This is a genomic window from Enterobacter sp. SORGH_AS_0287 (assembly GCF_031453695.1).
GTDB classification, from domain to species: domain Bacteria; phylum Pseudomonadota; class Gammaproteobacteria; order Enterobacterales; family Enterobacteriaceae; genus Enterobacter; species Enterobacter ludwigii.
On sequence record NZ_JAVIZW010000001.1, the window covers coordinates 4,572,069 to 4,590,305 of the forward strand.

General features: G+C 56.0%; 21 protein-coding genes. 16 read left to right on the forward strand and 5 right to left on the reverse strand.

The genetic code is table 11. From position 1 onward, the window contains the following. The first annotated feature begins 6 nt into the window (after positions 1-6). From cysD to rpoS, 12 genes are all read left to right on the forward strand, one after another. Positions 7-915, forward strand: coding sequence for a sulfate adenylyltransferase subunit CysD (gene cysD / locus QE396_RS21745; protein ID WP_006811770.1), 909 nt, complete (start codon positions 7-9; stop codon positions 913-915). Positions 916-924: 9 nt separating this feature from the next. Then, a complete protein-coding gene (cysN, locus tag QE396_RS21750; protein WP_020883815.1) occupies positions 925-2,349 on the forward strand; it encodes a sulfate adenylyltransferase subunit CysN in 1,425 nt (474 codons plus the stop codon). Next, complete coding sequence (gene cysC, locus QE396_RS21755) at positions 2,349-2,954, forward strand: adenylyl-sulfate kinase (protein ID WP_014171397.1); 606 nt, start codon at positions 2,349-2,351, stop codon at positions 2,952-2,954. Before cysN ends, cysC begins: the two co-directional genes overlap by 1 nt. A gap of 58 nt (positions 2,955-3,012) precedes the next feature. Beyond that, positions 3,013-3,339, forward strand: coding sequence for a DUF3561 family protein (locus QE396_RS21760; RefSeq protein WP_014171396.1), 327 nt, complete (start codon positions 3,013-3,015; stop codon positions 3,337-3,339). A gap of 166 nt (positions 3,340-3,505) precedes the next feature. After that, positions 3,506-3,817 (forward strand): cell division protein FtsB, encoded by a 312-nt coding sequence (gene ftsB, locus QE396_RS21765; protein ID WP_008499609.1) that lies wholly within the window; start codon positions 3,506-3,508, stop codon positions 3,815-3,817. 19 nt (positions 3,818-3,836) lie between these two features. Further along, the gene (ispD, locus tag QE396_RS21770; RefSeq protein WP_050737225.1) at positions 3,837-4,547 is read left to right on the forward strand and encodes a 2-C-methyl-D-erythritol 4-phosphate cytidylyltransferase; all 711 of its coding nucleotides are present in this window, start codon (positions 3,837-3,839) and stop codon (positions 4,545-4,547) included. Beyond that, on the forward strand, positions 4,547-5,026 hold the full coding sequence (ispF, locus tag QE396_RS21775) for a 2-C-methyl-D-erythritol 2,4-cyclodiphosphate synthase (RefSeq protein WP_014171394.1): 480 nt from the start codon (positions 4,547-4,549) through the stop codon (positions 5,024-5,026). The genes ispD and ispF overlap by 1 nt, the downstream gene beginning before the upstream one ends. Beyond that, positions 5,023-6,072 (forward strand): tRNA pseudouridine(13) synthase TruD, encoded by a 1,050-nt coding sequence (truD, locus tag QE396_RS21780; RefSeq protein ID WP_014171393.1) that lies wholly within the window; start codon positions 5,023-5,025, stop codon positions 6,070-6,072. The genes ispF and truD overlap by 4 nt, the downstream gene beginning before the upstream one ends. Beyond that, positions 6,053-6,814, forward strand: a complete 762-nt coding sequence (gene surE, locus QE396_RS21785) for a 5'/3'-nucleotidase SurE (protein ID WP_020883819.1) — start codon at positions 6,053-6,055, stop codon at positions 6,812-6,814. Before truD ends, surE begins: the two co-directional genes overlap by 20 nt. Beyond that, positions 6,808-7,434 carry a protein-L-isoaspartate(D-aspartate) O-methyltransferase gene (locus QE396_RS21790; protein WP_020883820.1) on the forward strand — a complete coding sequence of 209 codons (627 nt, stop codon included), beginning with the start codon at positions 6,808-6,810 and terminating at the stop codon, positions 7,432-7,434. The genes surE and QE396_RS21790 overlap by 7 nt, the downstream gene beginning before the upstream one ends. A 116-nt stretch (positions 7,435-7,550) precedes the next feature. Then, on the forward strand, positions 7,551-8,675 hold the full coding sequence (gene nlpD, locus QE396_RS21795; protein ID WP_020883821.1) for a murein hydrolase activator NlpD: 1,125 nt from the start codon (positions 7,551-7,553) through the stop codon (positions 8,673-8,675). 59 nt (positions 8,676-8,734) lie between these two features. Then, positions 8,735-9,727, forward strand: a complete 993-nt coding sequence (gene rpoS / locus QE396_RS21800) for an RNA polymerase sigma factor RpoS (protein ID WP_013098493.1) — start codon at positions 8,735-8,737, stop codon at positions 9,725-9,727. Positions 9,728-9,779: 52 nt separating this feature from the next. Here rpoS and QE396_RS21805 read toward each other — a convergent pair whose 3' ends face one another. Both QE396_RS21805 and QE396_RS21810 read right to left on the reverse strand, forming a co-directional pair. Continuing rightward, a complete protein-coding gene (locus QE396_RS21805) occupies positions 9,780-10,157 on the reverse strand; it encodes a DUF4440 domain-containing protein (protein WP_014171387.1) in 378 nt (125 codons plus the stop codon). Next, positions 10,154-11,362, reverse strand: coding sequence for an MFS transporter (locus tag QE396_RS21810; RefSeq protein WP_047366617.1), 1,209 nt, complete (start codon positions 11,360-11,362; stop codon positions 10,154-10,156). The genes QE396_RS21805 and QE396_RS21810 overlap by 4 nt, the downstream gene beginning before the upstream one ends. Positions 11,363-11,469: 107 nt before the next feature. Between QE396_RS21810 and QE396_RS21815 the strand changes: the two genes are divergently transcribed. Continuing rightward, complete coding sequence (locus tag QE396_RS21815) at positions 11,470-12,357, forward strand: LysR family transcriptional regulator (RefSeq protein ID WP_020883823.1); 888 nt, start codon at positions 11,470-11,472, stop codon at positions 12,355-12,357. Here QE396_RS21815 and QE396_RS21820 read toward each other — a convergent pair. Then, on the reverse strand, positions 12,354-12,761 hold the full coding sequence (locus QE396_RS21820) for a MarR family winged helix-turn-helix transcriptional regulator (RefSeq protein WP_020883824.1): 408 nt from the start codon (positions 12,759-12,761) through the stop codon (positions 12,354-12,356). The two genes, QE396_RS21815 and QE396_RS21820, sit on opposite strands and share 4 nt — an antisense overlap. 171 nt (positions 12,762-12,932) lie before the next feature. Here QE396_RS21820 and QE396_RS21825 point away from each other — a divergent pair, with 171 nt between their 5' ends. From QE396_RS21825 to QE396_RS21835, 3 genes are read left to right on the forward strand one after another with little or no spacing between them, the layout of a single operon-like run. Next, positions 12,933-13,535: a non-oxidative hydroxyarylic acid decarboxylases subunit B gene (locus QE396_RS21825; RefSeq protein WP_020883825.1), complete on the forward strand. Its 603-nt coding sequence runs from the start codon at positions 12,933-12,935 to the stop codon at positions 13,533-13,535. Then, the gene (locus QE396_RS21830; protein WP_014171382.1) at positions 13,525-14,952 is read left to right on the forward strand and encodes a non-oxidative hydroxyarylic acid decarboxylases subunit C; all 1,428 of its coding nucleotides are present in this window, start codon (positions 13,525-13,527) and stop codon (positions 14,950-14,952) included. The genes QE396_RS21825 and QE396_RS21830 overlap by 11 nt, the downstream gene beginning before the upstream one ends. A 10-nt stretch (positions 14,953-14,962) precedes the next feature. Further along, positions 14,963-15,199 carry a non-oxidative hydroxyarylic acid decarboxylases subunit D gene (locus QE396_RS21835; protein WP_014171381.1) on the forward strand — a complete coding sequence of 79 codons (237 nt, stop codon included), beginning with the start codon at positions 14,963-14,965 and terminating at the stop codon, positions 15,197-15,199. Positions 15,200-15,297: 98 nt separating this feature from the next. On the opposite strand, the gene mutS is transcribed toward QE396_RS21835, so the two are convergent. Both mutS and QE396_RS21845 read right to left on the reverse strand, forming a co-directional pair. Then, positions 15,298-17,859, reverse strand: coding sequence for a DNA mismatch repair protein MutS (mutS, locus tag QE396_RS21840; RefSeq protein WP_014171380.1), 2,562 nt, complete (start codon positions 17,857-17,859; stop codon positions 15,298-15,300). Positions 17,860-17,972: 113 nt separating this feature from the next. Beyond that, positions 17,973-18,203, reverse strand: coding sequence for a SymE family type I addiction module toxin (locus tag QE396_RS21845; RefSeq protein WP_020883826.1), 231 nt, complete (start codon positions 18,201-18,203; stop codon positions 17,973-17,975). Positions 18,204-18,237 lie beyond the last annotated feature (34 nt).

Below are 18,237 nucleotides of genomic sequence, written 5' to 3' on the forward strand. Positions count from 1 at the left end.
ACGGTTATGGACCAAAAACGACTTACTCACCTGCGGCAGCTCGAAGCGGAAAGTATCCATATTATCCGCGAAGTGGCAGCCGAATTCTCTAACCCGGTGATGATGTATTCCATCGGTAAAGATTCCAGCGTGATGCTACACCTGGCGCGTAAAGCGTTTTACCCGGGTACGCTGCCGTTCCCGCTGCTGCACGTTGATACCGGCTGGAAATTCCGTGAAATGTATGAATTCCGCGACCGTACGGCAAAAGCCTACGGCTGCGAACTGCTGGTGCATAAAAACCCGGAAGGGGTGGCGATGGGCATTAACCCGTTCGTGCACGGTAGTGCCAAACACACTGACATCATGAAAACCGAAGGGCTGAAGCAGGCGCTGAACAAATACGGTTTTGACGCGGCCTTCGGCGGCGCACGTCGTGACGAAGAAAAATCCCGTGCGAAAGAGCGCATCTACTCTTTCCGCGACCGCTTCCACCGCTGGGATCCAAAAAACCAGCGTCCGGAGCTGTGGCATAACTACAACGGCCAGATCAACAAGGGCGAAAGCATTCGCGTGTTCCCGCTCTCCAACTGGACCGAGCTGGATATCTGGCAGTACATCTATCTGGAAAATATCGAGATCGTGCCGTTGTACCTGGCCGCTGAACGTCCGGTGCTGGAGCGTGACGGCATGCTGATGATGATCGATGACGATCGCATCGACCTGCAGCCAGGCGAAGTGATCAAAAAACAGATGGTGCGTTTCCGTACCCTCGGCTGCTGGCCATTGACCGGTGCAGTGGAGTCCAGTGCGCAGACGCTGCCGGAGATCATTGAAGAGATGCTGGTGTCGACCACCAGTGAGCGACAGGGCCGCGTGATTGACCGCGACCAGGCAGGCTCCATGGAGCTGAAGAAACGTCAGGGTTATTTCTAAGGAGCCGCCATGAACACGACCATTGCTCAACAAATTGCCAATGAAGGCGGCGTAGAAGCTTATCTGCACGCGCAACAACACAAAAGCCTGCTGCGCTTTCTGACCTGCGGCAGCGTCGATGACGGGAAAAGCACGCTGATCGGCCGTCTGCTGCACGATACGCGTCAGATTTACGAAGATCAGCTCTCGTCCCTGCACAACGACAGTAAACGTCATGGTACCCAGGGCGAGAAACTCGACCTGGCGCTGCTGGTGGACGGCCTGCAGGCCGAGCGCGAGCAGGGCATCACCATTGATGTGGCGTATCGCTATTTCTCCACCGAGAAGCGCAAATTTATTATTGCCGACACCCCGGGGCACGAGCAGTACACCCGTAACATGGCGACCGGTGCGTCTACCTGTGAACTGGCGATCCTGCTGATTGACGCCCGTAAAGGGGTACTGGATCAGACTCGTCGCCACAGCTTTATCTCCACGTTGCTGGGGATCAAACACCTGGTGGTGGCGGTCAACAAAATGGATCTGGTGAACTTCAGCGAAGAGAAGTTTGATGAGATCCGCCAGAGTTACCTGACGTTTGCTGAACAGCTGCCGGGTAACCTGGATATTCGCTTTGTGCCGCTCTCTGCGCTGGAAGGCGACAACGTGGCTTCCCAGAGCGCGAACATGCCGTGGTATAGCGGCCCGACGCTGCTCGAAGTGCTGGAAACCGTGGAGATCCAGCGCGTGGTCGACACCCAGCCGATGCGCTTCCCGGTTCAGTACGTTAACCGTCCTAACCTTGATTTCCGCGGTTTCTCCGGCACTATCGCGTCGGGCACCGTGGCGGTCGGTCAGCGCGTTAAAGTTCTGCCGTCTGGTGTGGAATCCACCATCAGCCGTATCGTCACCTTTGATGGCGATCTGCCGCAAGCCGGTGCGGGTGAAGCGGTCACGCTGGTATTGAAAGATGAAATTGATATCAGCCGCGGCGATCTGCTGGTGGACGCTCAGGAGACGCTGGCAGCGGTGCAGGGGGCTTCCGTTGATGTGGTGTGGATGGCTGAACAACCGCTGAGCGCCGGTCAGAGCTACGACATTAAAATCGCGGGTAAGAAAACCCGTGCCCGCGTGGACGGTATCCAGTTCCAGGTGGACATCAATAACCTGACCCAGCGCGACGTCACCGAACTGCCGCTGAATGGCATTGGTCTGGTCGACGTGACCTTTGACGAGCCGCTGGTGCTAGATCCCTACCAGCAGAACCCGGTAACGGGTGGGCTGATCTTTATCGATCGCCTCTCCAACGTGACCGTGGGTGCCGGTATGGTGCGTGAGCCAAATGAACAGGCTACGGTGGCCTCTGAGTTCAGCGCTTTTGAGCTGGAGCTGAATGCGCTGGTGCGTAAGCACTTCCCGCACTGGGGTGCGCGCGATCTGCTGGGAGGCAAGTAATGGCCGCCCATGATGAGAACGTCGTCTGGCATCCTCATCCGGTCACCGTCGCGCAGCGCGAGAAACTTCACGGTCATCGTGGCGTGGTACTGTGGTTTACCGGGCTATCCGGCTCTGGTAAATCCACGGTAGCGGGCGCGCTGGAAGAGGCGCTACACCAGCAGGGGGTCAGTACCTACCTGCTGGATGGCGACAATGTGCGCCACGGCCTGTGCAGCGATTTGGGCTTCAGCGACGACGATCGTAAAGAGAATATTCGCAGGGTGGGGGAAGTGGCCAGCCTGATGGCGGATGCCGGGTTAGTGGTACTGACCGCGTTTATCTCACCGCATCGTGCCGAACGCCAGATGGTGCGCGAGCGCGTCGGGCAGGATCGCTTTATCGAAGTGTTTGTTGATACGCCGCTGGAAATTTGCGAAGCGCGCGATCCCAAAGGGCTATATAAGAAAGCGCGTGCGGGAGAGCTGCGAAACTTCACCGGCATTGACTCGGTGTACGAAGCGCCTGAATCGCCTGAAATTCACCTGGAAGGTCAACAATTGGTAACAAATTTAGTAAGCCAATTATTAGACCTGCTCAGACGGGACGATATTATCAGATCCTGAGACGGTATCGTTCGGGAGCTGTCTTCCCGAACGATCAGTCACGGTCACAGGATCAGCTATGCGCAACAGTGAGAACTACATTATTACCACCGGGTCGGAGCCGTTAGCGACCGACGACGAGACGACCTGGTCCTTTCCTGGGGCCATAGTCGGCTTCGTCTCGTGGTTGCTGGCCCTGGGCATCCCTTTTCTTATCTATGGCGGTAATACGCTGTTCTTCTTTCTCTATACCTGGCCTTTCTTCCTGGCGCTGATGCCTGTGGCGGTTGTCGTCGGTATTGCGCTGCACTCGCTGCTTAATGGCAAACTCCTTTACAGTACCGTGGTCACGATTGTGACGGTGGTTCTGATGTTTGGTCTGTTATTTTTGTGGCTCATGGGCTAACTTCAGCCATAATTCAAACCGTAAACAACTGTGTGACGATATTGAGCAAGGCGATTCTGCGGAAAAAATGTGGTACATTTGCCCGCGATGTTGCGGCATCTCTGTTACCCCGGCAAAAAGATCTGGGGGCGTTTTGGGATGATGATGCCGTTTTTCAGGGGGCAGGATGGGTAAACTAACGCTGCTGTTGCTGGCTTTGCTGATCTGGCTGCAATATTCGCTGTGGTTCGGTAAAAACGGACTGCACGACTATAGCCGGGTAAGCGATGACGTCGCGGCTCAGCAGGCAACAAACGCCAAACTTAAGGCGCGAAACGATCAACTCTTTGCTGAAATTGATGACCTCAATGGTGGGCAAGAGGCGATTGAGGAACGCGCACGCAATGAACTCAGTATGACTAAGCCGGGCGAAACTTTTTATCGTCTGGTTCCGGATGCGTCTAAACGCAATCAGGGCTCAGCACAAAACAATCGATAATCAGGCCCAGGATTACGACATGGCAGTAACTTTTTCGGACGTATGCGCCGTGGTGCCGGCTGCGGGTTTTGGCCGGCGCATGCAGACAGAATGTCCCAAGCAATACCTCTCTATTGGCGATAAAACGATCCTCGAACACTCTGTGGCGGCGCTGCTGGCGCATCCGCGGGTGACGCGCGTGATTATCGCTATCAGCCCGGGTGATGCGCGTTTCGCGCAGTTACCGCTGGCAAATCATCCGCAGATTACCGTTGTTGACGGCGGCGCCGAGCGTGCCGATTCCGTGCTGGCGGGCATTCAGGCCGCCGGTGATGCACCATGGGTTCTGGTCCATGACGCTGCCCGTCCGTGCCTGCATCAGGATGACCTTGCGCGCCTGCTGGCGCTTAGCGAAACCAGCCGGGTAGGCGGTATTCTTGCCGCCCCGGTACGCGACACCATGAAGCGCGCTGAGCCGGGCAAGCAAGCTATCGCGCACACCGTTGAGCGCGTCGATTTATGGCACGCGCTGACCCCCCAATTTTTCCCCCGCGAATTACTTCACGACTGCTTAACGCGTGCGCTTAAAGAAGGTGCGACCATCACGGACGAAGCCTCGGCGCTGGAGTATTGCGGTTTCCATCCTGAGCTGGTTGAAGGACGCGCTGATAATATAAAAGTGACGCGTCCGGAAGATTTACAGCTCGCGGAATTTTATCTTACCCGTTCGACCCATCAGGAGAAGGCATAATGCGAATTGGACACGGTTTTGATGTACACGCCTTTGGCGGAGAAGGCCCAATTATCATTGGCGGCGTACGCATTCCTTATGAAAAAGGGCTGCTTGCGCATTCTGATGGCGACGTAGCATTACATGCCCTGACCGATGCATTGCTGGGTGCTGCGGCACTGGGCGATATCGGTAAGCTGTTCCCGGACACTGACCCGGCCTTCAAAGGTGCGGACAGCCGTGCGCTGCTGCGTGAAGCCTGGCGTCGTATTCAGGCGAAAGGCTACACCCTCGGCAACGTGGATGTGACGATCATCGCTCAGGCCCCCAAAATGCTGCCGCATATCCCGCAGATGCGCGTGTTCATTGCAGAAGATCTGGGTTGCCACATGGATGATGTTAACGTCAAAGCGACGACGACAGAGAAACTGGGCTTTACCGGTCGTGGTGAAGGGATTGCCTGTGAGGCCGTGGCGCTGCTGGTGAAGGCAAGCCAATGACGGACTTCGACAACCTGACCTGGCTGCACGGTAAACCGCAGGGGAACGGGCTGCTGAAAGCCAGCCCTGAAGATTTTGTTGTGGTGGAAGACCTGGGATTCGCGCCGGATGGCGAAGGCGAACATATCCTGGTACGCATTCTGAAAAATGGCTGCAATACCCGTTTTGTGGCCGATGCGCTGGCAAAATTCCTCAAAATTCATGCCCGCGAAGTGAGCTTTGCCGGGCAGAAAGATAAACACGCCGTCACCGAACAGTGGCTCTGCGCGCGCGTGCCGGGTAATACGATGCCTGATTTAAGCAAATTTGAGCTTGAGGGCTGTAAGGTACTGGAATACGCACGCCATAAGCGCAAACTGCGTCTGGGCGCGTTGAAGGGCAACCATTTTACGCTGGTACTGCGTGAGATTTCGGACCGTGACGATGTGGAAAAACGCCTGAACGCTATCAATGCGTGCGGCGTACCAAACTATTTTGGCGCACAGCGCTTTGGTATCGGCGGCAGCAACCTGCTCGGCGCACTGCGCTGGGCGCAAAGCGATGCCCCGGTTCGCGACAGGAATAAACGCAGTTTTTGGTTGTCGGCGGCCCGCAGTGCGTTGTTTAATCAGATTGTGAGCGAACGGCTGAAAAAACCGGACGCGAATCAAGTTGTTGTCGGCGATGCGCTACAATTAGCGGGACGCGGGAGCTGGTTTGTGGCAACGGCTGAAGAAATGGCCGATGTGCAGTCGCGCGTGGATACTCAAACGCTGATGATTACCGCAGCCTTGCCCGGCACGGGCGACTGGGGTACGCAGGGCGATGCGCTGGCTGCTGAGCAGTCTGCCGTCGCTGATATGCAGGCATTACAAACACTGCTGGTGCGGGAAAAAGTCGAGGCGGCACGCCGTGCGATGCTGCTCTATCCGCAACAGTTGAGCTGGAACTGGTGGGACGACGTAACCGTCGAGTTACGCTTCTGGCTGCCGGCAGGTAGCTTTGCCACCAGTGTTGTCAGGGAACTTATCAACACGTCGGGTGATTATGCGAATATTGCTGAGTAACGATGACGGGATCCATGCGCCGGGTATACAGACCCTGGCGAAACACCTTCGCGAATTTGCGGAAGTGCAGGTCGTGGCCCCCGATCGTAACCGCAGTGGAGCGTCTAACTCTCTGACGCTGGAGTCGTCGCTTCGCACCTTTACCTTTGAAAATGGTGATATCGCCGTCCAGATGGGCACGCCGACCGACTGCGTTTTTCTGGGCGTGAACGCGCTAATGCGCCCGCGCCCGGATATCGTCGTCTCCGGTATTAACGCCGGGCCCAATCTTGGCGACGATGTGATTTACTCCGGAACCGTGGCCGCCGCCATGGAAGGGCGCCATCTGGGGTTCCCTGCGCTGGCCGTTTCGTTAAACGGCCACACGCACTACGACACGGCGGCAGCGGTGACCTGTTCTCTCCTGCGGGCGCTCAATCGCGAGCCGCTGCGTACCGGGCGCATCCTCAATATTAACGTGCCGGATCTGCCGTTGAGTGAAATCAAAGGCATTCGCGTAACGCGTTGCGGAAGCCGACACCCGGCTGACCAGGTGATCCCGCAGCAGGATCCGCGTGGCAATACGCTTTACTGGATTGGTCCTCCTGGCGACAAGTGTGACGCCGGACCGGATACCGACTTTGCCGCCGTTGATGAAGGATATGTCTCGGTTACGCCGCTGCATGTAGATTTAACCGCGTATAGTGCGCATGATGTGGTGTCGGGTTGGCTGGATCGCGCAGGAGTGAACGCGCAATGGTAAGCAAACGTGTACAAACTCTTCTGGAACAGCTACGCGCTCAGGGGATACGCGACGAGCATGTGCTCGACGCGCTCGCCCAGGTGCCGCGTGAGAAATTTGTAGACGAGGCGTTTGAACACAAAGCGTGGGAAAACGTGGCGCTGCCTATCGGGCAGGGCCAGACGATTTCACAGCCTTACATGGTGGCGCGTATGACGGAGCTGCTGGAGCTCACGCCCCATTCGCGCGTGCTGGAAATTGGCACCGGGTCGGGGTACCAAACCGCGATCCTGGCGCATCTGGTGCATCATGTTTGCTCCGTTGAGCGTATTAAAGGTTTGCAGTGGCAGGCGCGTCGTCGCCTGAAACAACTTGATTTACATAACGTTTCGACACGACACGGTGATGGATGGCAGGGTTGGCAGGCACGCGCCCCGTTTGACGCGATCATCGTGACGGCTGCTCCACCTGAAATTCCCGCTGCTCTGTTATCGCAGCTGGATGAAGGCGGCATTCTTGTTCTGCCTGTCGGGGACGAGCAACAGCTCCTGAAGCGCGTTCGTCGGCGTGGCGGCGAGTTTATTATCGATACCGTGGAAGCCGTGCGCTTTGTTCCTCTGGTAAAGGGGGAGTTGGCCTGAGACTCAGAATTATCCAGGGTTATTAAGGCAAATTCAGCGTATGGTGTGGCGCGAAAGATTCGTGTCATCACGGTAAATTTTAAGTCACTGGTAGTTAACACATTCCTGGGGGATAAATGAGCGCGGGAAGCCCTAAATTCACCATCAGCCGTGTTGCGGCATTATCACTGGTTTCGCTCTGGCTGGCAGGCTGTACAAGTTCTAATAATGCACCTGCGCCCGTCAGTTCCGTGGGGGGATCCAGCAGCTCGGGTAACACGTCCAGCGGAATGTTGATCACGCCTCCGCCTAAAATGGGCACTGCTGCGGCACAACAAAATCCGCCCATTCAGCCAATGCAGCCTCCTGTTACGCAGCCAACACAGGTTCAGCCAGTGGAACACCCTGTGCAGACTCAAAATGGCCGCATAGTGTATAACCGCCAGTATGGGAACATTCCGAAAGGTAGCTATACCGGTGGGAGCACCTATACCGTAAAACGCGGCGACACGTTGTTCTATATTGCGTGGATCACCGGGAACGATTTCCGTGACCTGGCGCAGCGTAATAACGTCCAGGCCCCGTATGGTCTGGAAGTCGGCCAGACGCTCCAGGTGGGCAATGCGACGGGTACGCCGCTCACGCCTGGCAACACCGTTTCAGCGGCCGATGTCACTGCGCAAAATAACAGCGTTAAGCCTGCACAAAAATCCACCACGGTGGTTGCTTCACAACCGGTAATTACGTATTCTGAGGATTCAGGTGATCAGACTGCTAACAAAATGTTGCCGAATAATAAAGGGACTGCGACTGTTGTCACAGCACCGACTACGGCACCTGTGGTTAGCTCTACTGAACCGACTGCCAGCAGTATGACCTCCAGTTCGCCAATTTCTGCATGGCGCTGGCCAACTGACGGCAAGGTTATCGAAAACTTCTCTTCCTCCGAGGGAGGAAATAAAGGGATCGATATCGCAGGGAATAAGGGACAGGCTATTATCGCGACCGCAGACGGTCGTGTTGTATATGCCGGTAACGCTCTGCGCGGTTACGGTAATCTTATTATCATCAAACATAACGATGATTACCTGAGTGCCTACGCCCATAACGACACAATGCTGGTCCGGGAACAACAAGAAGTTAAGGCGGGGCAAAAAATCGCTACCATGGGTAGCACCGGCACCAGTTCTACACGCTTGCATTTTGAAATTCGTTACAAGGGGAAATCCGTAAACCCGCTGCAGTATTTGCCGCAGCGATAAGTTGACGGGGCATGCCAGCCAGGGTGTCTCGTTCAGGGATCACGGGTAGGAGCCACCTTATGAGTCAGAATACGCTGAAAGTTCATGATTTAAATGAAGATGCGGAATTTGATGAGAACGGAGCAGAGGCTTTTGATGAAAAAGCCTTAGTAGAAGAGGAACCCAGTGATAACGATTTGGCTGAAGAAGAGCTGTTATCGCAGGGCGCCACACAGCGTGTACTGGACGCGACTCAGCTTTACCTTGGGGAGATTGGTTACTCCCCACTGTTAACGGCCGAAGAAGAAGTCTATTTCGCACGTCGTGCTTTGCGTGGTGATGTTGCCTCGCGCCGTCGCATGATTGAAAGTAACTTGCGTCTGGTCGTGAAAATTGCCCGTCGTTACGGCAATCGAGGTCTGGCTCTGCTGGACCTGATTGAAGAGGGCAACTTAGGTCTCATCCGCGCAGTTGAGAAGTTTGACCCGGAACGCGGGTTCCGTTTCTCAACCTACGCGACCTGGTGGATTCGTCAGACCATCGAACGGGCGATTATGAACCAAACCCGTACGATTCGCCTGCCGATTCACATCGTCAAAGAGTTGAACGTCTATCTGCGTACTGCGCGCGAGTTGTCCCATAAACTGGACCACGAGCCAAGCGCGGAAGAGATCGCCGAACAACTTGATAAACCGGTTGATGACGTAAGCCGTATGCTGCGTCTCAACGAGCGCATTACCTCCGTTGACACCCCGTTGGGTGGCGACTCCGAAAAAGCGCTGCTGGACATCCTGGCCGATGAAAAAGACAACGGTCCGGAAGACACCACGCAGGACGATGACATGAAACAAAGCATCGTCAAATGGCTGTTCGAACTGAACGCCAAACAGCGTGAAGTGCTGGCACGTCGTTTCGGTTTACTGGGGTATGAAGCTGCAACACTGGAAGACGTCGGCCGCGAAATTGGCCTGACCCGTGAACGTGTTCGTCAGATTCAGGTTGAAGGTCTGCGTCGCCTGCGTGAAATCCTGCAGGGACAAGGTCTGAATATCGAAGCGCTGTTCCGCGAATAAGCAATCTTTCATCAAAAAAGGCCCGTCGTGAGACGGGCCTTTTTCTTTTGCGTTACGGTTGTGCCGTTTCGTGCAGCAAACGCCACGTTATCTTGCCATCCTTCTGATTGAGCACGGCGGTTGACCAGCGCACATTGACGGGCTGATCCGGGCGAGTTTGCGTTTCCCGGTAGTGAAGCACTGCGCCGTTGGCCCACGTCTGTAGCGTCGTTATCTCATCAAGAACAATCTCCAGACCAGGACGGCTGCCGCGCTGAAGGTCCAGGAAACCGACAAGCGCGTTATAGTCAAAATGGACGCCACCTGGGGTGAGCATCATAAAATCCGGCTGAAAGTGGGCAAGCAGGGCGTCAACATCCCCTTCGCCCTTACCCAACCAGTTCTCCAGCATAACGTGAACGTCGATAATGTCCTGTTCGAAATGGGTCATGGTTTCTCCTGTTGCACCTCTGAAAGCACCTGCGTGTTGTTAAGACGAAAGACGTACACGACGGGCAGTAATGTGATGGCCGCAGCAACACTAAACATCCCGTGCCATGCGGCGAGCGGCGTGAAAAACGCCAGTGTCAGGTTCAGCACCTGCGAGAGCAGGAATGCCCCGGCAAAAAAACTGATCTGACGATTAAGATTCCATAGCGCGCTGGCGTCAGGCATATCGTCGCGCGCCGTCGTTAAAAATGCGCTGCTTTGCGCCGTACTGCTGCAAAGACTGCCGCCCGCGCCCATTAACGTAAACGCGACGCCAGGTAACAACACTGTGGTAGTCGGGCTGACGTTAAACAGCAGTAAAACGCCCAGCGCCTGTAACAGGCAACCCACGACAATGAGAGGCCGGGGACCCACGCGGTTAAAATAACGTCCGGTCGCGGTGATCGCCATAAACGAGGCCAGAGACCATGGCAGCATCAGCATCCCCGTTGCGGCAGGTGTCATGTGCGCCTCGCTCTGAAGATAATACATCCCCGTGACGTTCACCCCAATAAACATGCCGGGTACGCACAAATAGACAAGCATGGAAAAACGCAGCAGCGGGTCGGCCAGCAGGGGCAGGTTTAACAGCCTGCTCGCTTTCACGGGGGGGCTCTCATTCTTAAGCCACACGCAGGCCAGGAAAAACGTCACGGCGGCGACAGGCGTTGTGGCAAAAAATATCCATCGCCAGCTGAGTGCCTGAACCAGCACTCCCCCCACGGCGGGTGAGCATGCAGGCGCAAGCAATGCAACCAGCATGACCGCTGAGGAGAGCCTGGCACGCTCATGGGGTTTAAACTGTTGCCAGGTCAGCGCTTGTCCGACCGGGATCAGTAAACCCCCTCCCATGCCCTGCAGCACTCGCCAGGCAATCAGGCTCTCAAGTGAGGATGACAAACCTGCCGCAACGGAGGCGGCGCTAAAGAGAAAAAGCGAAAGCAGAATGACATGCTTCGGCCCGAGCCTGCGCGTCAGCAGGGTACTGAAGGGGATGACGAGCGTCAGACCGGCAATATAGCCGTTACTGACCCAGGCAAGCGATGAGGGCGTGGCGTTGAACGCCTGAGCCATTGCCGGGAAAGCGACGCTGGCGATAAACATATTAATTAAATCAAGAAAAAAGCCCAGCAGATAGACAACGGCGACTTTGCTGCGATACGACATGGCGGCACCTCCAGTGAGGGGCGTATCGTATCGGGCAGGGAGGTACGGATAAACGTTATAAAGCGCGATATACTGTCAAAAAATTTTTGACAGTAATAGGGCTGACAATGATTAATTTGCAGCGTACCGCGATGTTTGTCGCCGTCGCAGATACCGGGAGTTTCACCGCCGCAGCAGAGGCAATGGGGCTGACAAAAGCGGTGGTCAGCTTCAATATCCGCCAGCTGGAAGATGAACTGGGTGTCACCCTGTTGCTGCGTTCCACCCGTCGACTGACGTTAACCGAGGCAGGGAGGCTTTTCCATCAACGGAGCGTCGCGCTTTTAAAGGACGCGGAACGCCTGAAGGACGACGTCCGTGCAAACCATGCAGGTCTTACGGGGGAGTTGCGGATCACCACCACACCGGAGTACGGCTCGCAGGTTGTGGTCCCGTTACTGGCTGAGTTTAGCCAGCAACACCCGGACCTTCGCGTGCGTCACGTTTCGTCTTCACTGCATGCCGATTTGATTTCAGAGCGCTTTGATGTCGCCATCCGGCTGGGAACCCTTGCCGATTCACGCTACCACGCGGCATTGATAACGCAGTTCACTATTTTCCCCGTAGCGACGCCCGGCTGGCTGCGTAACCATCCTGTAGAATCGCTTGAACAGCTGGCGAAAGCTGACTGGATTATTCATGAGCGCTTAGCCTCGCCGCTGCGCGGGCAGGTGAACGATGCCAGCGGTGAGCCCGCCACGCTGGAAATTAAAAAAGCACCGCGTTTGTTTGCGGACAGTGCTCAGGCGCTGATGGCTTTTGCGCTCGCGGGATGTGGCGTGGCGCTGTTGCCGGCGTGGCTGGTGCGCCATGCGCTTGATGACGGCAAGCTGGTGTCGGTTTTACCGGAATATACCTTTGCGCGGCAGGGCATCTATGCGGTTTATCCCGATGCCACGCATGTGCCTGCGAAAGTGCGCACCTTTATCGACTTTATGCGCACCCGGGTTAACTAGTCGCGCATCATTTTTTTGACGAGTGCGGAGAATTGCGCCCGCTCGTCGTTGCTCAGCCGCCCTAAAAACGCCTCGTCCACGTCATTGCCGAGCGGTTTACAGCTGGCAAGCAGCGCTTCACCTTCCGGCGTCAGGAAGACGAAACGACGGCGCTTGTCCGCCGGATCGTGCTCGCGTTTTACCAGTCCACGCGCCTCCATGCGGCTCAGCATCTCCGCGAGCGTCGCCTTTGTGCTGACCGCCACTTCTGTCAGCGCAACTTGCTCAATCCCCGGATTTTCGGCAATAGACCGCAATACCGCGTACTGCGGTTTGGTCAGTTCCGGCAATGCATGTTGCCAACGGGCAGTATGCTGTTGAAAAAGCTGGCGTAACAGGTGAAACGCCTCTTGTCTCAGTTCCATGAACACTCCGACGAAAAATTCTCTCCCTATGATAGCCGCTCTTGCCCAGGATTTTAACGCGGCAATTTTTAGCAATTAATGTGATCGTGTACGAACAATGTTGTCAGAAACAGGATCCGGGAGTAACGTACCTAACATGTTCGTATGCGAACGAATTAATTGAGGTGCTGAATGAGATTGATAGTTGGAATGACGGGTGCAACGGGCGCGCCGCTGGGCCTAGCGTTGCTGCAGGCATTACGTGACATGCCGGCGGTGGAGACCCATCTGGTCATGTCGAAATGGGCAAAAACCACCATTGAGCTGGAGACACCCTACACCGCACAGGATGTGGCTGCGCTGGCCGATGTTGTCCATAGCCCGGCCGATCAGGCTGCCACTATCTCATCCGGCTCGTTTCGCACCGACGGCATGATCGTCATTCCCTGCAGTATGAAAACCCTGGCAGGCATTCGCGCAGGCTACGCCGAAGGACTGGTGGGCCGTGCGGCAGATGTGGTGCTGAAAGAGGGGCGCAAACTGGTGCTGGTTCCTCGTGAAACCCCGCTCAGCACCATTCATCTCGAGAATATGCTCGCACTGTCCCGTATGGGCGTGGCAATGGTGCCGCCGATGCCCGCGTATTACAACCACCCGCAGACCGCCGACGATATCACCCATCACATTGTGACCCGCGTGCTCGACCAGTTTGGTCTGGAGCACAAAAAAGCGCGCCGCTGGAACGGGTTGCGGGAAGCAAAACATTTTTCACAGGAGAATAAAGATGGCATTTGATGATTTGAGAAGCTTCCTGCAGGCGCTCGATGAGCAAGGGCAACTGCTAAAAATTGAAGAAGAGGTGAATGCAGAACCGGACCTGGCCGCGGCAGCCAATGCCACAGGCCGTATTGGTGACGGCGCACCGGCGCTGTGGTTCGATAATATTCGCGGGTTTACCGATGCCCGGGTGGTAATGAACACCATTGGTTCCTGGCAGAATCACGCCATTTCTATGGGACTGCCCGCGAACACCCCCGTCAAAAAACAGATTGATGAGTTTATTCGCCGCTGGGATAAATTCCCCGTCACGCCAGAGCGCCGTGCAGATCCCGCCTGGGCTCAAAATACGGTGGAGGGTGAAGGCATTAACCTTTTCGACATCCTGCCGCTGTTCCGTCTGAACGACGGTGACGGCGGTTTTTACCTCGACAAAGCGTGCGTCGTTTCGCGCGATCCGCTTGATGCGGATAACTTCGGCAAGCAGAACGTCGGTATCTATCGCATGGAAGTGAAGGGAAAACGCAAGCTGGGTCTGCAACCGGTTCCGATGCACGATATCGCCCTGCATTTGCATAAAGCGGAAGAGCGCGGTGAAGATCTGCCGGTCGCGATTACGCTTGGCAATGATCCGATTATTACACTTATGGGCGCGACGCCGCTGAAATACGATCAATCTGAGTATGAGATGGCCGGTGCGCTGCGCGAAAGCCCCTATCCCATTGCGACGGCACCGCTGACCGGCTTTGATGTACCGTGGGGATCTGAAGTCATTCTGGAAGGGGTGATTGAAGGCCGCAAGCGCGAAATCGAAGGACCCTTTGGTGAGTTTACCGGGCACTACTCTGGTGGCCGTAACATGACGGTGGTGCGTATTGATAAAGTGTCTTACCGCACAAAACCCATTTTTGAATCCCTCTACCTCGGCATGCCGTGGACCGAAATTGACTACCTGATGGGCCCGGCTACCTGTGTACCGCTCTACCAGCAGCTGAAAGCAGAATTTCCGGAAGTGCAGGCGGTCAATGCCATGTATACCCACGGTTTGCTGGCGATTATCTCCACCAAAAAACGCTACGGTGGCTTTGCCCGTGCAGTCGGCTTACGTGCTATGACCACGCCGCACGGCCTGGGCTATGTGAAGATGGTGATTATGGTGGATGAAGACGTTGACCCGTTCAACCTGCCGCAGGTGATGTGGGCGCTGTCCTCGAAGGTGAACCCGGCGGGCGATCTGGTGCAGTTGTCGAATATGTCGGTGCTTGAACTGGACCCGGGCTCCAGCCCGGCAGGCATTACCGACAAACTGATTATTGATGCCACCACGCCTGTTGCACCCGACAACCGGGGCCACTTCAGCCAGCCGGTACAGGATTTACCTGAAACCAAGGCCTGGGCCGAAAAACTGACTGCGATGCTGGCTGCACGCCAATAAGGAGGAAAAGATGATATGTCCACGTTGTGCTGATGAGCATATTGAGGTGATGGCAACATCACCGGTGAAAGGGGTCTGGACTGTCTATCAGTGCCAGCATTGTCTGTATACCTGGCGTGACACGGAGCCGCTACGCCGGACCCACCGCGATCATTATCCGCAAGCGTTTCGCATGACGCAGAAGGATATCGATGACGCACCTCAGGTACCGACGATCCCGCCGTTACTGGCCGACGATAAGCGCTAAAAAAAAGCCGGGAGGCGGTTTCGCCTTACCCGGCCTGTTTGTTTCAGATATCGCTACTTCCCGGCAGGCCCGGTAAGCATTGCGCCACCGGGTGCAGACTACACCAGGCTTTTCAGGCGATAAATCCACTCCAGCGCCTGACGCGGCGTGAGCGAGTCCGGATCGAGATTTTCCAGCGCCTCAACGGCCGGTGACGTCTCTTCTGCCGGGGCTAGCAACGACATTTGCGTGCCATCAATCTGCGTGGCCGCGGCATTCGGTGACAGGCTCTCCAGCTCACGCAATTTCTGGCGCGCACGTTTGATCACCTCTTTGGGAACCCCCGCCAGCGCGGCCACGGCCAGACCATAGCTCTTGCTCGCGGCACCATCCTGTACGGTGTGCATAAAGGCGATGGTATCGCCGTGTTCCAGCGCATCGAGGTGGACGTTTGCCACGCCTTCCATCTTTTCTGGCAACTGTGTCAGCTCGAAATAGTGGGTTGCGAACAGCGTCATTGCCTTGATCTTATTGGCAAGGTTTTCAGCGCAGGCCCATGCCAGTGACAGACCATCATAGGTTGATGTTCCGCGCCCGACTTCGTCCATTAACACCAGGCTGTATTCGGTCGCATTATGCAGAATATTGGCGGTTTCGGTCATCTCCACCATAAAGGTTGAGCGACCGCTGGCCAGATCGTCCGCTGCCCCGACACGGGTAAAGATACGGTCGATAGGGCCAATCTCCACTTTTTGCGCAGGAACGTAGCTGCCGATATAGGCGAGGAGGGCGATAAGCGCCGTCTGGCGCATATAGGTACTTTTACCGCCCATGTTTGGACCGGTAATGATCAGCATTCTTCTCTGCGGCGACAGGCTTAGCGGGTTGGCGATGAACGGCTCGTTCAGCACCCGTTCCACAACCGGATGACGGCCTTCGGTGATGCGAATACCGGGTTTATCGGTAAAGGTCGGGCAGGTGTAGTTCAGCGTTTCAGCGCGTTCTGCCAGGTTGACCAGCACGTCCAGCTCTGCCAGCGCGCTGGCGCTTGACTGCAGGTCTGCAAGGTGCGGCATCAGCATGTCGAACAGCTCTTCATACAGCTGTTTCTCCAGCGCCAGCGCCTTGCCTTTCGAGGTGAGAACTTTGTCCTCATACTCTTTCAGTTCAGGGATAATGTAACGCTCAGCGTTTTTCAGCGTCTGGCGGCGCACGTAGTGGATGGGGGCCAGATGGCTTTGTCCACGGCTGATCTGAATGTAGTAACCGTGAACCGCGTTATAGCCCACTTTGAGGGTATCGAGCCCAAGGCGTTCGCGCTCGCGAATTTCCAGCTTATCCAGGTAGTCCGTGGCACCGTCGGCCAGCGCACGCCATTCATCCAGCTCTTCGTTGTACCCCGGGGCAATTACACCGCCGTCACGCACCAGAACCGGAGGTGCGTCAATAATGGCGCGTTCGAGCAGCTCGCGCAGCTCGCTAAATTCACCCATGGTTTCACGCAGTTTCTGCACCGGCGCGCTATCCACATCGGCGAGCAGGCTGCGCAATTCCGGCAACTGCTGGAAGGCATGACGCATGCGGGCGAGGTCGCGCGGACGTGCCGTACGCAGTGCCAGACGCGCAAGAATACGTTCCAGATCGCCGACCTGACGCAGCACGGGCTGCAGTTCACTGTAGCGATCCTGCAACGCGGCAATCGTCTGCTGACGACAGGTAAGCGTGTCGGTATCGCGAATGGGCATATGCAGCCAGCGTTTTAACATACGGCTGCCCATCGGCGTCACCGTGCTGTCGAGGACGGAAGCGAGGGTGTTTTCCACGCCTCCGGCCAGATTCTGGGTGATCTCCAGATTTCGACGCGTCGCGGCATCCATAATGATGCTGTCCTGCTGACGCTCCATCGTGATCGAGCGGATATGCGGCAGGGTGGTGCGCTGAGTATCTTTGACGTACTGCAGAAGGCAACCCGCGGCACACAGTCCGCGCGGGGCGTTTTCCACACCAAAGCCAATCAGATCGCGGGTGCCAAACTGCAGATTCAACTGCTGGCGCGCGGTATCAATTTCGAACTCCCACAGCGGACGACGGCGCAGACCGCGGCGGCCTTCAATCAGCGCCATCTCGGCAAAATCTTCGGCATAGAGCAGTTCTGCCGGGTTCGTGCGCTGCAATTCAGCCGCCATCGTTTCACGATCTGCCGGTTCGCTCAGACGAAAACGTCCGGAGCTGATATCCAGCGTCGCATAACCGAAACCTTTGCCGTCCTGCCACAGTGCTGCCAGCAGGTTATCCTGACGCTCCTGCAGCAGGGCTTCGTCGCTGATCGTACCAGGCGTGACGATGCGCACGACTTTGCGCTCAACCGGCCCTTTTGAGGTTGCCGGATCGCCGATCTGTTCGCAGATGGCGACTGACTCACCCTGATTCACCAGTTTCGCAAGGTAGTTTTCTACCGCGTGATGCGGAATACCGGCCATGGGAATGGGCTCGCCTGCAGATGCGCCACGCCGGGTCAGCGAGATGTCGAGCAGCTGCGACGCACGTCTGGCATCGTCATAAAATAGCTCGTAAAAATCGCCCATACGGTAAAACAGCAAGATTTCCGGATGCTGTGCTTTCAGCTTCAGGTACTGCTGCATCATCGGCGTATGTGCGTCGAAATTGTCGATTGTGCTCATGGAGTTATGATGTCCATTTCTTTGAAAATAATACGCTTTGGGCGGCTCAGTGGCCGTTAGTTCCTTCTATTGTCGCATGAAAAAAAGGTACGGCGCAGAAAAATGTCGCGGCTTTACGAGGTGCCTTCCTGCACTAACTCAATGACAATTTTTCCATGCTCAACCCCCACTCTGACCTGCGAATGGGTGGTAAACCCCGCTTTTTCAAGCCAGTCGCCCTTTAAGCTCAGCGCCGCATGCACGCTGTAGCGTTTGGGTATCTTGGTGTTACGGTCTTCATGACGCTTTCTGAAATATCCCACTTTCAAATGACGATAGGATTTGGTGATAGCGATCTCGTGCATACGGCCTCCGGACAACGTGGACAAGGGTCATTTC

Excerpts from the sequence above, each read along its gene's own strand:
- surE (WP_020883819.1), top strand. The coding sequence starts at position 6,053 with ATGCGAATATTGCTGAGTAACGATGACGGGATCCATGCGCCGGGTATA.
- truD (WP_014171393.1), top strand. The coding sequence starts at position 5,023 with ATGACGGACTTCGACAACCTGACCTGGCTGCACGGTAAACCGCAGGGG.
- rpoS (WP_013098493.1), top strand. The coding sequence starts at position 8,735 with ATGAGTCAGAATACGCTGAAAGTTCATGATTTAAATGAAGATGCGGAA.
- ispD (WP_050737225.1), top strand. The coding sequence starts at position 3,837 with ATGGCAGTAACTTTTTCGGACGTATGCGCCGTGGTGCCGGCTGCGGGT.
- QE396_RS21835 (WP_014171381.1), top strand. The coding sequence starts at position 14,963 with ATGATATGTCCACGTTGTGCTGATGAGCATATTGAGGTGATGGCAACA.
- QE396_RS21790 (WP_020883820.1), top strand. The coding sequence starts at position 6,808 with ATGGTAAGCAAACGTGTACAAACTCTTCTGGAACAGCTACGCGCTCAG.
- QE396_RS21830 (WP_014171382.1), top strand. The coding sequence starts at position 13,525 with ATGGCATTTGATGATTTGAGAAGCTTCCTGCAGGCGCTCGATGAGCAA.
- QE396_RS21810 (WP_047366617.1), bottom strand. The coding sequence starts at position 11,362 with ATGTCGTATCGCAGCAAAGTCGCCGTTGTCTATCTGCTGGGCTTTTTT.
- QE396_RS21820 (WP_020883824.1), bottom strand. The coding sequence starts at position 12,761 with ATGGAACTGAGACAAGAGGCGTTTCACCTGTTACGCCAGCTTTTTCAA.
- QE396_RS21815 (WP_020883823.1), top strand. The coding sequence starts at position 11,470 with ATGATTAATTTGCAGCGTACCGCGATGTTTGTCGCCGTCGCAGATACC.
- mutS (WP_014171380.1), bottom strand. The coding sequence starts at position 17,859 with ATGAGCACAATCGACAATTTCGACGCACATACGCCGATGATGCAGCAG.
- ftsB (WP_008499609.1), top strand. The coding sequence starts at position 3,506 with ATGGGTAAACTAACGCTGCTGTTGCTGGCTTTGCTGATCTGGCTGCAA.
- cysD (WP_006811770.1), top strand. The coding sequence starts at position 7 with ATGGACCAAAAACGACTTACTCACCTGCGGCAGCTCGAAGCGGAAAGT.
- QE396_RS21825 (WP_020883825.1), top strand. The coding sequence starts at position 12,933 with ATGAGATTGATAGTTGGAATGACGGGTGCAACGGGCGCGCCGCTGGGC.
- QE396_RS21805 (WP_014171387.1), bottom strand. The coding sequence starts at position 10,157 with ATGACCCATTTCGAACAGGACATTATCGACGTTCACGTTATGCTGGAG.
- cysC (WP_014171397.1), top strand. The coding sequence starts at position 2,349 with ATGGCCGCCCATGATGAGAACGTCGTCTGGCATCCTCATCCGGTCACC.
- QE396_RS21760 (WP_014171396.1), top strand. The coding sequence starts at position 3,013 with ATGCGCAACAGTGAGAACTACATTATTACCACCGGGTCGGAGCCGTTA.
- QE396_RS21845 (WP_020883826.1), bottom strand. The coding sequence starts at position 18,203 with ATGCACGAGATCGCTATCACCAAATCCTATCGTCATTTGAAAGTGGGA.
- cysN (WP_020883815.1), top strand. The coding sequence starts at position 925 with ATGAACACGACCATTGCTCAACAAATTGCCAATGAAGGCGGCGTAGAA.
- ispF (WP_014171394.1), top strand. The coding sequence starts at position 4,547 with ATGCGAATTGGACACGGTTTTGATGTACACGCCTTTGGCGGAGAAGGC.
- nlpD (WP_020883821.1), top strand. The coding sequence starts at position 7,551 with ATGAGCGCGGGAAGCCCTAAATTCACCATCAGCCGTGTTGCGGCATTA.